Annotated in this window: 10 protein-coding genes and 1 pseudogene; 6 read left to right on the forward strand and 5 right to left on the reverse strand. The window is 64.0% G+C overall.

Annotated elements, in window-relative coordinates:
* The first annotated feature begins 44 nt into the window (after positions 1-44).
* The 6 genes and pseudogenes from ppdK to V1292_RS15765 all read left to right on the forward strand — a co-directional run bounded on the left by ppdK (position 45) and on the right by V1292_RS15765 (position 8,635).
* Positions 45-2,915, forward strand: coding sequence for a pyruvate, phosphate dikinase (gene ppdK, locus V1292_RS15740; RefSeq protein WP_334373646.1), 2,871 nt, complete (start codon positions 45-47; stop codon positions 2,913-2,915).
* 442 nt (positions 2,916-3,357) lie between these two features.
* A complete protein-coding gene (locus tag V1292_RS15745) occupies positions 3,358-4,785 on the forward strand; it encodes a cell wall hydrolase (protein WP_334373647.1) in 1,428 nt (475 codons plus the stop codon).
* Positions 4,786-5,142: 357 nt separating this feature from the next.
* Positions 5,143-6,394, forward strand: a pseudogene (locus V1292_RS15750) (MFS transporter).
* Positions 6,395-6,438: 44 nt separating this feature from the next.
* Positions 6,439-7,425 (forward strand): acrylyl-CoA reductase (NADPH), encoded by a 987-nt coding sequence (gene acuI / locus V1292_RS15755; protein WP_334373648.1) that lies wholly within the window; start codon positions 6,439-6,441, stop codon positions 7,423-7,425.
* A gap of 110 nt (positions 7,426-7,535) precedes the next feature.
* Entirely contained in the window at positions 7,536-8,153 is a 618-nt protein-coding gene (locus V1292_RS15760) for a hypothetical protein (RefSeq protein WP_334373649.1), read from the forward strand.
* A 248-nt stretch (positions 8,154-8,401) separates the two neighbouring features.
* On the forward strand, positions 8,402-8,635 hold the full coding sequence (locus tag V1292_RS15765; protein ID WP_334377060.1) for a DUF6894 family protein: 234 nt from the start codon (positions 8,402-8,404) through the stop codon (positions 8,633-8,635).
* Positions 8,636-8,646: 11 nt separating this feature from the next.
* Here the strand turns inward: V1292_RS15765 and V1292_RS15770 are convergent, their stop codons facing one another.
* The 5 genes from V1292_RS15770 to ygfZ form a co-directional block, all read right to left on the reverse strand.
* The gene (locus tag V1292_RS15770) at positions 8,647-11,337 is read right to left on the reverse strand and encodes a DUF2339 domain-containing protein (RefSeq protein ID WP_334373650.1); all 2,691 of its coding nucleotides are present in this window, start codon (positions 11,335-11,337) and stop codon (positions 8,647-8,649) included.
* A 139-nt stretch (positions 11,338-11,476) separates the two neighbouring features.
* Positions 11,477-11,983: a tyrosine phosphatase family protein gene (locus tag V1292_RS15775; RefSeq protein WP_334373651.1), complete on the reverse strand. Its 507-nt coding sequence runs from the start codon at positions 11,981-11,983 to the stop codon at positions 11,477-11,479.
* Positions 11,984-12,103: 120 nt separating this feature from the next.
* On the reverse strand, positions 12,104-12,718 hold the full coding sequence (locus V1292_RS15780) for an HD family hydrolase (protein ID WP_334373652.1): 615 nt from the start codon (positions 12,716-12,718) through the stop codon (positions 12,104-12,106).
* Positions 12,715-13,341 carry a DNA-3-methyladenine glycosylase I gene (locus tag V1292_RS15785; protein WP_213290264.1) on the reverse strand — a complete coding sequence of 209 codons (627 nt, stop codon included), beginning with the start codon at positions 13,339-13,341 and terminating at the stop codon, positions 12,715-12,717. Before V1292_RS15785 ends, V1292_RS15780 begins: the two co-directional genes overlap by 4 nt.
* A complete protein-coding gene (ygfZ, locus tag V1292_RS15790; protein ID WP_334373653.1) occupies positions 13,338-14,219 on the reverse strand; it encodes a CAF17-like 4Fe-4S cluster assembly/insertion protein YgfZ in 882 nt (293 codons plus the stop codon). Before ygfZ ends, V1292_RS15785 begins: the two co-directional genes overlap by 4 nt.
* Positions 14,220-14,263 lie beyond the last annotated feature (44 nt).

Genomic DNA, 14,263 nt, shown 5'->3' on the forward strand with positions numbered 1-14,263 from the left:
GTAAGGCGCGCAATCTTCTTCCCTTTTTCGGATAGTTGGAATCCATGGCCAAAGCCGTCGCGAAGTCCAAGAAGGCTGCAGTGAAATCTGTAGCGAAATCAAAGCCATCCGCCCGGCCGAAGGCCGCGCCGCAGGCCTCGGCCCGCAAAGCGCTGAAGAAGGCCCCGGCCAAGCCGGTCGCCAAGGTCGCGGCCAAGAAGGCTGCCGTCCGCAAGCCTGCCGCCGAGGCGGTAAAATCCGGCAAGTGGGTCTATACCTTCGGCGACGGCAAGGCCGAGGGCAAAGCGGGCCTGCGCGAACTGCTCGGCGGCAAGGGCGCCAACCTCGCCGAGATGGCCAATTTGGGCCTGCCGGTGCCTCCGGGCTTCACCATTCCGACCTCGGTCTGCACCTATTTCTACGCGCATGACAAAACCTATCCGCCCGCGCTGAAGGCGCAGGTCGACAAGGCGCTTGAGCATGTCGGCAAGCTGACCGGCAAGGCATTCGGCGATTCCAAGAATCCGCTGCTGGTGTCGGTCCGCTCCGGCGGCCGCGCCTCGATGCCGGGCATGATGGACACCGTGCTCAATCTCGGCCTCAACGACAAAACGGTCGAAGCGCTCGCCGAGCTCTCCGGCGATCGCCGCTTTGCCTATGACAGCTATCGCCGCTTCATCACGATGTATTCGGACGTGGTGCTCGGCTTTGAGCATCATCACTTCGAGGACATTCTCGACACCTTCAAGGACAGCCAGGGCTACACGCTCGACACTGATCTCACCGGCGACGACTGGGTCGAACTGGTCGGCAAGTACAAGGAAGCGGTGGCGCGCGAGACCGGCAGGGATTTCCCGCAGGACCCGCACGAGCAATTGTGGGGCGCGATCGGCGCGGTGTTCTCATCCTGGATGAACGCGCGCGCGGTGACCTACCGCCGCCTGCACGACATTCCGGAATCCTGGGGCACCGCGGTCAACGTGCAGGCCATGGTGTTCGGCAATATGGGCGAAACGTCTGCGACCGGTGTTGCGTTCACGCGCAATCCCTCGACCGGCGAGAGCAAGCTGTACGGCGAATTCCTGATCAACGCGCAGGGGGAGGACGTGGTGGCGGGCATCCGCACGCCGCAGGACATCACCGAGGAAGCGCGCCAGGAATCCGGTTCCGACAAGCCGTCGATGGAAAGCGCGATGCCGGAGGCCTTCAAGGAACTGACGCGGTTCTACACGCTGCTCGAAAAGCACTACCGCGACATGCAGGACATGGAGTTCACGGTCGAGCAGGGCAAGTTGTGGATGCTGCAGACCCGCGGCGGCAAGCGCACCGCGAAGGCTGCGCTGCGCATCGCGGTCGAGCTCGCCAACGAAGGCCTGATCTCGAAGAAGGACGCGGTGATGCGGATCGATCCGGCTTCGCTGGATCAATTGCTGCATCCGACCATCGATCCCCAGGCCAAGCGCGACGTGATTGCGACCGGTCTGCCGGCCTCGCCCGGCGCCGCTTCCGGCGAGATCGTGTTCTCATCCGATGAAGCCGCGAAACTTCAGGCCGATGGCCGCAACGTCATTCTGGTGCGCGTCGAGACCAGTCCGGAAGACATTCACGGCATGCACGCCGCCGAAGGCATTTTGACCACCCGTGGCGGCATGACTTCGCACGCTGCGGTGGTCGCGCGCGGTATGGGCAAGCCCTGCGTCTCCGGCTGCGGCGCCATTCGCGTCGACTATGGCCGCGGCACGATGAGTGTGGGCTCCCGCACCTTCAAGACCGGCGACGTCATCACCATCGACGGCTCGCTCGGCCAGGTGCTGGCCGGCAAGATGCCGATGATCGAGCCGAAACTGTCGGGCGAGTTCGGCACGCTGATGGGCTGGGCCGATGCGGTCCGCAAGCTCGGCGTTCGCGTCAACGGCGACACGCCTGACGACGCGCGCACCGCCGTGAAGTTCGGCGCCGAGGGCATCGGGCTGTGCCGCACCGAGCACATGTTCTTCGAGGAAACCCGCATCCGCACCGTGCGCGAGATGATCCTTTCCGAGGACGAACAGTCGCGCCGCGCGGCGCTGTCAAAACTGTTGCCGATGCAGCGCGCCGATTTCGTCGAGCTGTTCGAGATCATGAAGGGCCTGCCCGTCACGATCCGCCTGCTCGATCCGCCGCTGCATGAATTCCTGCCGCACACCCAGGCCGAGATCGAGGAAGTCGCGCGCGCGATGAACACCGATCCGCGCAAGCTCGCCGATCGCGCCCGCGATCTCGCCGAGTTCAACCCGATGCTGGGCTTCCGCGGCTGCCGTCTTGCGATCGCCTATCCCGAGATCGCCGAAATGCAAGCGCGCGCGATCTTCGAAGCGGCGGTCGAAGCCGAGAAGCGCACCGGCGAGGCCGTCGGTCTGGAGGTGATGGTGCCGCTGATCGCGACCAAGGCCGAGTTCGACCTGGTCAAGGCGCGGATCGACGCCACCGCGCAGGCGGTGATGAAGGAGACCGGCAAGAAGCTCGCTTATCAAGTTGGTACGATGATCGAGCTGCCGCGTGCGTGCCTGCTGGCCGGCGATGTCGCCCAGACCGCGGAGTTCTTCTCGTTCGGCACCAACGACCTGACCCAGACTACCTACGGCATCAGCCGCGACGACGCCGCGAGTTTCCTCGGCACCTATGTCAGCAAGGGAATTCTCGAGATCGATCCGTTCATCTCGGTCGATCGCGATGGCGTGGGCGAGCTGGTGAAGATCGGCGTCAGCCGTGGTCGCAAGACACGGCCTAATTTGAAGGTCGGCATTTGCGGTGAGCATGGCGGCGATCCCGCCTCGGTGGCGTTCTGCCACGAGATCGGGCTCGACTACGTTTCGTGCTCGCCCTACCGCGTGCCGATCGCACGGCTTGCCGCCGCCCAGGCCGCGCTCGGCAAGAAGATTGAGAGTCAGGCGTAGGGCTTCTTCGATAACCATAACGCAACAGGATGTGATGCCCGGGCTTCGTCCCGGGCATTTGCGTTTTTGCGGGAGAGCAAAGCGCTCTGACGAAGAAGCCGTCATTGCGAGGAGCGAAGCGACAAAGCAATCCATCCATCCGTTATGCCGCGCGATGGATTGCTTCGCTTCGCTCGCAATGACGCGGACGGAACATGAGTTCCCATATTCGCGCGCGTAACATTCTCTTGATCATCTTCGTTAACGGGATGTTTACCACTTTCATCGCGGGCCTGTTTACCAACACTTCTCATGCAATCCGCGAAATTCGCGCGATGTCTTGCGTGTAGCACGCACGCCACGCCGATTAACTCCCCGGCAACCTAAATTCGATACCAACAAAAAAGGTCGAATTGCACGGATGTACTGACATTCGATCGTGTAAGCGTTGCGTGAGCGTACAATGTTTGTGTTGCGTAACCAGCCGAAGGGCGCGCGGTTCGCGTCCTTCGGTCTCGGTCTCTGCATCTTCGCATTGATGCCGACCGAGATAGGATATCAGGACATCGCCTCGCTGCTGGCGCGCCAGCCGGGCGTCGCCGAGCGCTGGCAAAAGCGCGTATTCTCCACCGCCGGCATCCAGGTCGCGACGTTCTCCTTCGGCCGCCCGATCGGAACCGCGTCGCCGCAGACCGCGACTTACCGTCTCGCAAGCCTCGACACTCAGGGCATCGACATCACGGGTTCGGTGACGCGCAATCCGCTGGTCGCTCCACCGCCGCGCTATCATGCCGCCGATTTCCCCAAGGTCGACCGCACATTGAAGGGCGACCGCCTTATCATCGCGCCGCCGTCGCCGGCAGTGGAGACTACAGGCCCTGCCGATCGAGCGCCGGCGATCGAGGATCCCGCGACATCAAATGCATCGGTCAAGGGCGCCAAGACCGCCGAGACGCCGCCGCCTGTCGAGCGTGCACCGCTCGATCCCGAGCTGCAGGCCGCGCTGAACGCGCCGCCACTGGATATGTCGCTGTCGCTTGAGAGCAAGCCGCAGGACGATCTCAAGGTCGCGCCGCAAGCGGCTACGCCACCGCGCGATGGTTTCTCCTTCAAGACCTCGAGCCTGTTCTTTGGCTCCTCGCTCGGCTCGCCCGAAAGCATCGAACGCTGGCAGCCCGGCGAAGAGCCTGTCATTGTCATGCCATCAGCGCATCCGGATCCCGACATGAAGGTGATGGCCTCGCTGCCGGTCGATGCCGATGGTCCGGTGCGGGCCGGCGAGATGGGCGAGAGCGTCGCGCCGAAGGGCGAGGTCAACGCCGACAACCAGCGCGCCAAGACGCCGGCCGAGCGCCTCGGCCTGTTCGACGAGAAGTCGCGCGCCAAGTCGGAAAAGTGCCTGGCTGAAGCGATCTACTTCGAGGCCCGCGGCGAAGCGGTGCGAGGCCAGATCGCGGTGGCGCAGGTGGTTTTGAACCGCGCCTTCTCCGGCAAATATCCCGAAACCGTGTGCGGCGTGGTCTACCAGAACAAGCATCGCCATCTGGCGTGCCAGTTCACCTTCGCCTGCGATAACAACAAGGATGTCATTCGCGAGCCCGACATGTGGGAGCGGGCGAAGAAGATCGCGAAGGCGATGCTCGACGGCCAGCTCTGGCTGCCGGAAGTCGACAAGTCGACGCACTACCACGCCTATTGGGTGCGGCCGTCGTGGGTCAATGAAATGAAGAAGATGCACAAGTTCGGCGTGCATACCTTCTACCGGCCACGCGCCTGGGGCAATGGCAGCGACGCGCCGAGTTGGGGCACGGCCGCCGAGACCGCGGCGATCTCCGCCAAACTGGCGGAAGCCGCGCAAAGCTCGGCCGAGCAGGCGAGCACGAAACGGTAGCAGCCGTCGTCCCTGCGAACGCAGGACGACGGAATAGAGGCGAGAACCCCTCAACTTGTCGCCCCTGCGAAAGCAGGGGCCCATAACCACTGCACTTCGTCGTTGAAGCAAAGCCGTCTCCGCATGTGCCAATTCCGCGGGCCGCGGCGTATGGGTCGCTGCGTTCGCAGGGACGACATTTCGGCGAGGTGCCCCGCTCAATAAATTGCACTCATTGCCCTCGCCAATTTTGCAGAGCTGCCCTGCAGCGGAAAATTTTTCTCTCGCTCCCTCTTGGGGTTTTCATGCAACTGCATTAACTCACCGTAATGTTTCGCTCGGGCCGTCCCGGGCGCCGATTGGTCCAGGGGGAAGCAAATGGCTGTAACGACCGACCTTCGACCATCCTCCGGCCTTGGCACCTGGCGCACGCCACTGGTGATCATGATCTGCGGCTGCATCATTGCGCTGTTGAGTTTTGGACCGCGCTCCAGCCTCGGCTTCTTCGTTCAACCGATGAGCGCTGAATTTGCGTGGGGCCGCGACGTTTTCGGCCTCGCGCTGGCGCTGCAGAACCTGCTGTGGGGGCTGGGGCAGCCGATTGCGGGCGCCATCGCCGATCGCTTCGGCATCCTGCGTGTCATTGTCATCGGCGCGCTTCTTTATGCCGCCGGTCTTCTATTGATGCGCTATTCGTCGACGCCGCTGTCGCTCAATCTTAGCGCCGGTGTCTTGATCGGCTTCGGTTTGTCAGGCTCGTCGTTCAACCTGGTGCTGTCAGCGTTCAGCAAGCTGTTGCCGCCGGAACGGCGCGGTCTCGCGCTCGGCGCCGGCACGGCTGCTGGTTCGTTCGGCCAGTTCCTGTTCGCTCCCTTCGGCGTGGCCGTTATCGATCAGTTCGGCTGGCAAGCAGCGCTCATTGTATTTGCGGCATTGATGCTCCTTATCGTGCCGTTGGCGCTGGCGCTGGCAACGCCACCAGCCGCAACAACGGCCGATGCGCCGCCCGCCGAGCAGCAATCCTTCAAGACCGCGCTGGCGGAAGCGTTCGGTCATCGCTCCTACGTGCTGCTGGTGCTCGGCTTCTTCACGTGCGGCTTCCAGCTCGCCTTCATCACCGTACATCTGCCGGCCTATCTCGTCGATCGCGGCATTCCCGCATCCACCGGCGGCTGGGTGATTGCGGCGATCGGCCTGTTCAAACATCATTGGTTCGCTCAGCGTCGGCTGGGTACAGAACTATTTTCCAAAGCGCTATATCCTGTCGCTGATCTATTTCACGCGGGCGCTCTCGATCATCGCCTTCATCTCGTTTCCGATCACCACTTTCTCGGCTATTGCGTTCGGCGCCATCAGCGGCCTGACCTGGCTCTCGACGGTGCCGCCGACCTCGGCGCTGGTGGCGCTGATGTTCGGCACAAAGTGGTTCGCAACGCTGTACGGCTTTGCCTTCGTCAGCCATCAGGTCGGCGGTTTCCTCGGCGTCTGGCTCGGCGGCATCGTGTTCGAACAGTTCGGCTCCTACACCCCGATCTGGTGGCTCTCGATCCTGTTCGGCGTGCTGTCGGCGCTGATCAACCTGCCGATCGTCGAGCAGCCGGTCGCGCGCCCGGTTGCACAACCCGCCTGATGCGGTAAACACTCCCGACACAGAAAAGTCCGGGGAGTTTTGCCGTGGGTACGTTCAAGGCCATCAGGATCGACAAGGCCGATAAAGGCACCACCGCCGCGCTGACGCAGTTCGACGAAGCCGAGCTGATGGAAGGCGATGTCACCGTCGCCGTCGAGTGGTCGACGTTGAACTACAAGGATGGTCTAGCCGTCACCGGCAAGGCTCCCGTCGTGCGGCGTTTCCCGATGATCGCCGGCATCGATTTCGCGGGTACCGTTGCACAATCCTCGCATCCGGGTTGGAAGGCCGGCGACAAGGTCGTCTGCAACGGCTGGGGCATGGGCGAGACCCACCTCGGAGCCTATGCCGAGAAGGCGCGCGTCAAGGGCGACTGGCTGGTGCGGCTGCCTGACGGAATGTCGACGCGTGAGGCGATGGCGATCGGCACCGCCGGCTACACCGCCATGCTTTCAGTGTTGGCGCTGGAGAACCATGGCCTGTCGCCCAAAAGCGGTCCGGTCGTGGTGACCGGCGCCGCCGGCGGCGTCGGTTCAGTGGCGATCGCCGTGCTCTCCAAGCTCGGCTATCACGTCATTGCATCCACCGGGCGGATGTCGGAAGCCGACTATCTCAAAGGCCTCGGCGCCGCCGAGGTGATCGACCGGGCCGAACTTGCAGGGGCCGTCAAGCCGCTGGCCAAGGAACGCTGGGCCGGCGGCATCGACAGCGTCGGATCGACCACGCTCGCCAACCTGCTCTCGATGACGAAATATGGCGGCGCCATCGCGGCCTGCGGCCTTGCCGCGGGCATGGACCTGCCGTCCTCGGTCGCGCCGTTCATTTTACGCGGAGTGTGCCTTCTCGGCATCGATTCTGTGATGTGTCCGTTGCCCCGCCGCCAGCTCGCCTGGAACCGCCTTGCGAGCGATTTGGACAAGGGAAAACTAGCTGAAATTACTCATGAAATCGGTCTCGACCAAGTCATCGGGGCGGGGGCGCAAATCCTCGCTGGACAGGTCCGCGGTCGAATCGTGGTAAAAATCCTCTAACGGTGTTCAGACTTTACCAACCAACCTGCTCCAATGTTGCCATGGTGGTTGGTATGGTAAGTAGCGGGTAAAGGCGGGCGCCCGCGCTCTTGTTAAGTTGGAGTAGCTGCATGCTTGCGCGTTTGGTTCTGGGGGCCGTCACGGCCAGTGCGATGATCGTTCCTGCGCTGGCCGGGATGATGAATGCCGACGAGGCGCGCAGGTTCGTGAGCGGCAAGGTTTTCGCCTTTACCTGCTTTGACGGCACCCGCGGCGCTGGGCGCATCCTTGACGATCTCGGCGCAGCCGGTTCCGTCCAATTCAGCGGCTCGGGCCCGATCCGTCATGTGCGCCTGCCCGGTAACACGCTGCAGATTCGCGGCCAGGCCGTCTGCGCTTCGATCAAGGGACTGCCGTTCGAGCCGTGCTTCAATCTCGACAAGCGCGATGATCGCTCGTTCCGCGGCTCGGTCTCGGGCATGGGCTTTGCCTATTGCGATTTTCGCCATCAGGGCGCCTCGCAGATGCTGATGGCGCGCTCCGTGGCGCGACCGCGCTCGGTGCATCGTCGGGAGGAGCCGTCGCGTGTGCCGGCCGATGCGCGGGCCGAAGTAACGGCGCGGGTCGAGACGCCTGCGGTCGAGAGCGCCAAACTCGAGCCGGTGAAATCCGAGCCGAAGGCGGAGCAGGCGAAGCCCGAACCCGCTAAGGCCGAGAGTGCCCCGGAGCTGCGCCGCTCGACCGATTGATCGCGGCAACGGCACCTGCGGCCGCTGCCACCATCACCGAGTGAGGCGAGCACACTGCTCGGGCTCCCTCTCTTGCGATGGACCGGGCGCGCTGCCGGTTCGAGAGCCGGCGCGGCCGCCAATCCCACATTGTCAGCCAACGGGAACCCGTAGTCATACGGGCTGGCGCATTCATGTCCTGGTAGCGAATCTCGTTCCAAGTGACCGGCAGAGAAGGCCGGGAGGCGGCCCAACACATGAGATCAATCATGCCGCTGTATTTTTTTCGGATCAGCCACGGTCGCTACGCAGGCGCGTCCGATCAGGGATCCGAATTCGAAAGCCGCGAAGCCGCCTGGGCCGAGATGACCAAGGTCTGCGGTAACCTGCTCGGCAGCCTTTCGCGCAGCCTGAAGCAAAACGCCGAATGGCAGATGGAGCTTTTGGACGAAGCCAAAAAGCCGGTTTTCAGGATTCGTCTGGTCGCCGAATCCATCGGTTAGAGGACCATCGTCTAGCTTCCCCTGGGCGCTGCCGCCTGCCTGCGGAACAGGATCCGCTGGTACAGCCAGCCGATCGCCACCAGCACCAGGCCGAGGCACATGAAGGACAGCGCGCGGTAGACACCGGTCAGTGCCGACATGTCGATCAGGAATGCTTTCAGGATGGTCAGTCCGATGACCACCGCGGACGCCAGCCGCGCGCGCTGCGAGTTGAAGAGAATGCCGATGCCGAGCAAGACGACGCCGAAGGCGAGATATGCGATCGAGTAAGTATATTGCTCGGCACCGCTGGTCGGGCCGGCCGCAATCGCCGGACCGTGATAGATTCGCCTGATCTCGAACGTCACATAGGCAAGCGCGAGAACGAGCGCTGCCGCCGCGATCGTGTTGGCATAGGCGACCGGCCGCCGACCCGCGACGGCATAGGACAACAGCAGCGCGAGCACCGCGGGCAGGGCGTAGCCGAGCAGCAAAAGGTTGATGACAATGCCGCCGACATCGATCCATCGCAGCATCGGGTTTTCCAACAGCAACAGCCCGAACAGTGTCGCGAGGCCGGCAAACGCCGTGAGCAGGATCGCGCCGGCATTGTGAATGACGCTGCCGGTGCGGATGCGCAGCCGCTCCAGCCCGATTGCCATTGCCAGCGCAACGCAGACCTGCAGCGCGACTTCGGTGAGGTCGGCGCTCGCGTGGTAGACGTCGCCATTGTTCACGGCGTGGCGGATTTCCATGAACGCCAGCAGCACTGTGAACAGGATCGCCGCCGATTCCACCGTGCGCAGTGGCGCGTCATCGCCGCCGCGGCGCAGGAAGATGCTGCCGGCCCAGAACGATGCCGCCGGAATGCCGTAGCCCCACAACAGCCAGTTGAAGATCGGCGTGGTACCGACGGCCTCGCCGACAATGCGCGGCTCGTAACCGATGCGCAGCACGACGATGCCGGCGAGGATGGCCGCGAGCGTGCGCAGGAACGGAATCGGCCGCTGAGTGGATATCCAGGCGGTGCCTGCCGACATCAGCGCCAGGGCGATAGTCAGCCAGCCTTTTTCCAGCGCAAAGGTCAGCGCCAGCGCCAGCGCTGCGAGGGTGCCGGTCGCAAACAGTGCGATCGAGGCTTGTAGTCCCGGACGATCCTCGCGCTTGCTGAGTATCTCGGTCGCAGCGGCATAGGCCGCGGCGAGCATTACCGCGACAATCGCAAACGGAATCGAGCGGTCGAGATGCGCAATGCGGGCGTAGAGTGCGACCAGCAGCGCCAGCGGCGTGAACACCGCTGCGGCCGACCAGATCACCGGTATGACCGGCCCCGCGGAGCGGCCCTGCGCGAAAAATCCCGCCACGCCAAAGCCCGCCGCGAAGATCGCGACCGAGATCAGATGCAGCGACACCGATCCGTCCGTGGTGCTCGGCCCGATGCCTTCCAGCGGCCCGCCGGGCAACACCAGCATGTCGGGATTGGCGCGAATGGCCCATTCGGCGAACACGACGAAGACCAACGCGGCGGCGGCGCCGACGGCACCCGCGGCGGCATTGCTGCGCCAGGCAACCGCGATGCTGCCGGCCACCAGCAGCCCGAATACGATCATCGCGGCGTCGGCATGAAAACTGTTGAGCACGATCAAGGTCGCGCCGAGCAGATAGGCCGCAAGCGAGCCGGACGAGATCGGCTCAACCTGGCCTTCGTCCGCAGGCGGACCGAACATGAAGCCGCACACCACGAGTAGCGCGGCGAGAATGAATCCAGCGAGCACGTGGAACGCATGCGGGCCGACCATCGACGGGCCGCATTGCAGGCAGGGGAATGTCCATAGCAGGGCAAACGCTATCGTGGTGACCGCGAGCCAGCGCCACAGCCTGACGCGTGCCAGACCGAAAGCCGCCGCAGTGACGATTGCGAGATAGATGTAGAGCGCCCAAAAGTCCGGCTTGTCGGACGAGACCAGGATCGGCGTCACAAAGGCGCCGACCACGCCGAGGCCGGCCAGCGCCGGGCCATGCAGCAGCGCCGCGGCCAGCGTGCCCAGCGCTACCAGACCGAGCAGGATGAACGCGGTCGCCGGCACCAGGAAGCCGTACAGCGCATAGGCTGCATAAACCGTGGCAAATGCCACCGCCGTTCCGGCGGCGGTCAGGATGGCCGGGATATTGGCGATCGGTAGCGCGTCGATCGTGGAAATGCTTTCCTTGCGCCGCGTCCATTCGCCCGCAAGCAGCAAGGCCAGCGCGAACAGGCCGCCGAGGATGGTGCGCACGCCGGGGCCGAGCAAACCTGCCTCGATCGAATAGCGCACCATGAAGAATCCGCCGAGCGCCAGCGTCAGGCCGCCGATCCACACCACCCAGCGCGTGCCGACGGTTTCCTCGAAACCGCGATCGGCCGGCGGCAATGGAGGCGGCGGCGCTCCGCCACTGGCTTGCCCAGCCGCCTCAGGGCTGGCAGCGGACGCGATGGATTCCGCCTCGGGAACGATCGGCGGAGGCGTCGGTGTGGCCCCGCTCGGAGCTGGCGGCAGGCTTTGCTCGAAGGCTTCGAATGGTGTGAGGGGCGGAGGCACGGCTGCAGCGTCGGCCGCCGGCGTAGCCTGCAGCGCCTCCAGGCGCCGGCGCAACTCCGCCACCTCATTCATGGCCTTCCGCGCCAAGATCAGGGCGACGATCGCGATCGCAAGCGAAAAGAAGACGAAGGGGTCGTCGAACATCGGGCCTCCAGGCGGGCGCGTCAGAGCGTTAACCGGCCACGTCCGAAGCCCGGTTGCAATCCTGTGTGTGCCTTTGTCCGCTAAAAGTTCACGCCGATCCGGAGTTCATTTGGCGCATCCGTGTCCCGGACGCGGTGCGTCATTCCAGATCTAGTCGGAAGGGCCGGCCTTCGACCATCATGCTGCCCGGACCCATTTCGTCCAGCGCGCGCAGCATGCGCCCCTCACGGCCCAGCGCCCTGTCGGCGAGGCTGACGATCAACCGGTTCGGCGCCGCGATCGGGGAGCGGGCGCGAATCTGCCGGGCGATCTCGATCTCGGCGCGATGCGGATTGAGCGCGCAGGCGGCGGCAAAAGCACTCGCCGTCGAGCGGCTGATGCCGGCATAGCAATGCACCACCATCGGCGCGCTGCGGTCCCAGCTTCGGACGAAATTCAGCACTCTTTCGATATGATGATCCGCCGGCGCGACAAAGCCGTCCATCTCCTCGATAATGTCGTCCATCGAGATTTTCAGATGGTTGGCCTCGAGCACCGAGGCCGGGCGCTGCACCTGATCGACATTGGCCATCACGGTGAGAATGTGGCTGGCGCCGGTCGCCCTGACGGTGTCGGGAAGTGCGGCAAGCGAACAGACGTGAAGCATGGCGTTCCCTGGTATCCTTGGTTGCCGCGATTATAGCTGCTGCCTGTAGGGTGGGCAAAGCGAAGCGTGCCCACCATTTTTGTCGGATGGTGGGCACGGCGCAAGCGCGCCTTCGCCCACCTACGTTGACGATAACAGCTCGAATCGCGCCAAAAACTGCTTTTCGGCCCGGGCCGCGGTCCACGGCGTCAGATAGTCCCGCACCGTGGCCTCGGGGAGGCCGGGGTCCCTGCCGAACAGGCGCTTCGCTTCACTTACCGAAAATCCCGCCAGATGGGTGGCTTCGAGATAGGCCGCGCCGCGGTCCGCCGCCTTGATGGCCCTCGTGATTTCATCGGCGAGACTTGGCGGCAGGCCGAAGCGAATATGGATCGCCGCCAGCAGGCGCTTCTCCACCACCTTGTAGTCGCCGCCGAGCACTGCCTTGAACGGTGAGATCATGTCGCCGATGACATATTCCGGTGCGTCGTGCAGCATCGCCGCGAGGCGGAAGCGGGCGTCGACGCGCGGCATCTGCTCGCGCATCACGGCTTCGACCAATAGCGTGTGCTGCGCCACCGAGAAGATGTGCGCGCCGCTGGTCTGCCCGTTCCAGCGCGCCACGCGCGCCAGGCCATGGGCTATGTCGGCGATTTCGATATCTAGCGGGGAGGGATCGAGCAGATCGAGCCGCCGCCCCGACAGCATCCGCTGCCAGGCGCGCGTGGCGACGCTGGACGATCTTCGCGCCGTCATTTGGCCTTGAGGCGGGGCTTGCGCAGTTTGCCGCTGCAGGCCTCGTGGCAGAAGCACGTGACGAGATGGTCGTTGACCATGCCGGTAGCCTGCATGAAGGCATAGACGATGGTCGGGCCGACGAATTTGAAGCCGCGCGCGCCGAGTTCCTTTGAGATCTTGACCGATACCGGCGTCGAGGCCGGTACGCTGGCCGTGGTCTTGAACTGGTTGACGATGGGCTTGCCGTCGACGAAGTCCCACATGAATTTGGAGAAGCCCGCGCCTTCTTCCATGATCTTCAAATAGGCCTTGGCGCTGTTGACGGCGCCTTCGATCTTGGCGCGGTTGCGCACGATGCCGGCATCGTTCATCAGCGCGTGGATCTTCTTGGCGTTGTAGCGCGCGATCTTTTCCGGCTGGAAATCGTCGAACGCTTTGCGAAAATTTTCGCGCTTGCGCAGGATCGTGATCCAGGACAGTCCAGCCTGGAAGCCGTCGAGGATCAGCTTTTCATAGAGGGCGCGGTCGTCATATTCAGGCACGCCCCATTCGGTGTCGTGATAGGCCATGTAGAACGGATCTTCGCCGGGCCACGGGCACCGTGTCTTGCCGTCGGCGTGCAGGCGCGCAGATTTGCTCATGCGACGGTCTGCTTCGGTGGGACGCGAACGTCGTTCGGATCGGTCAGCCGGATCGCGAGGCCGCCGGCGGTCAATGAAAGTCCTGCATCGAGCGCATCCGCAACGCGGTCGATCCGGACCAGCGCGAGGCCGTGGCCGCCGGCGGTCGATCCCATGGTGCCGACCTGCTTGTCGCCACCGAGAACGGCGACGCCGGTTTCCGGCGAAAAGTCTTCGAGGGTGACGCGCACGATCCGCGTACGCGCGGTGCCGCGATGCTGCATGCGCGACACCACTTCCTGGCCGACATAGCAGCCCTTGTCGAAATCGACGCCGTGCAGGCGGTCCATGTTGGTCTCGTGCGGGAATGCGTCGCTGTACATGAAGTCGAGCCCGCCGCGCGGCACGCCCAAGGCGATGCGATGCGCCTCGTAGGCCTCGTTGTCGACGAGGTCGGCGCCGATCAGCTCGGCCACCTTTTGCTTGAGATCTTCCGGGATAAGAATGCGCCAGCCGAGAGCTTCATGCCGCGGATCGGCAAAAGCCAGATCGGGCTTCATCGCGGGCTCGCCGTCCCAGGCCGTCAGCACGCCCATGCTGTCGGAGATGTTCTCCACCGCGACCTTGGCGCGCAGCTTGTAGAAGCCGAGCTTGTCAGCGAGGTTCTGCGCCAGCACTCGGGGCGCATCGATCAGGAAGCCGCCGCCGTGACCTGCAGGGGCTTCGGTGATAAGGAAGTCCGTCGTGATTTTTCCCTGCGGCGTCAGCAGCGCGCCGAACCGGCCAAGACCGGGCTGCAGCGGCGTGACGTCTGTGGTGACGAGGCCGTTGAGGAAGTTGCGGGCATCCTCGCCACTGACCTTGACCACGCCCCGGTCTGGAAGAAATGCTGCTTTCATTAGGTAAAACGGCCTCTTTTGCAGTGAGCTTTCAAGTTCCTGGG

Origin of the sequence: Bradyrhizobium sp. AZCC 1719 (assembly GCF_036924525.1) — a bacterium.
In the GTDB taxonomy this organism is placed as follows: Bacteria; Pseudomonadota; Alphaproteobacteria; order Rhizobiales; family Xanthobacteraceae; genus Bradyrhizobium.

Coding starts and splice junctions, on each gene's coding strand:
- ppdK (WP_334373646.1), top strand. CDS start 45: ATGGCCAAAGCCGTCGCGAAGTCCAAGAAGGCTGCAGTGAAATCTGTA.
- V1292_RS15745 (WP_334373647.1), top strand. CDS start 3,358: ATGTTTGTGTTGCGTAACCAGCCGAAGGGCGCGCGGTTCGCGTCCTTC.
- V1292_RS15760 (WP_334373649.1), top strand. CDS start 7,536: ATGCTTGCGCGTTTGGTTCTGGGGGCCGTCACGGCCAGTGCGATGATC.
- V1292_RS15765 (WP_334377060.1), top strand. CDS start 8,402: ATGCCGCTGTATTTTTTTCGGATCAGCCACGGTCGCTACGCAGGCGCG.
- V1292_RS15770 (WP_334373650.1), bottom strand. CDS start 11,337: ATGTTCGACGACCCCTTCGTCTTCTTTTCGCTTGCGATCGCGATCGTC.
- V1292_RS15775 (WP_334373651.1), bottom strand. CDS start 11,983: ATGCTTCACGTCTGTTCGCTTGCCGCACTTCCCGACACCGTCAGGGCG.
- V1292_RS15780 (WP_334373652.1), bottom strand. CDS start 12,718: ATGACGGCGCGAAGATCGTCCAGCGTCGCCACGCGCGCCTGGCAGCGG.
- V1292_RS15785 (WP_213290264.1), bottom strand. CDS start 13,341: ATGAGCAAATCTGCGCGCCTGCACGCCGACGGCAAGACACGGTGCCCG.
- ygfZ (WP_334373653.1), bottom strand. CDS start 14,219: ATGAAAGCAGCATTTCTTCCAGACCGGGGCGTGGTCAAGGTCAGTGGC.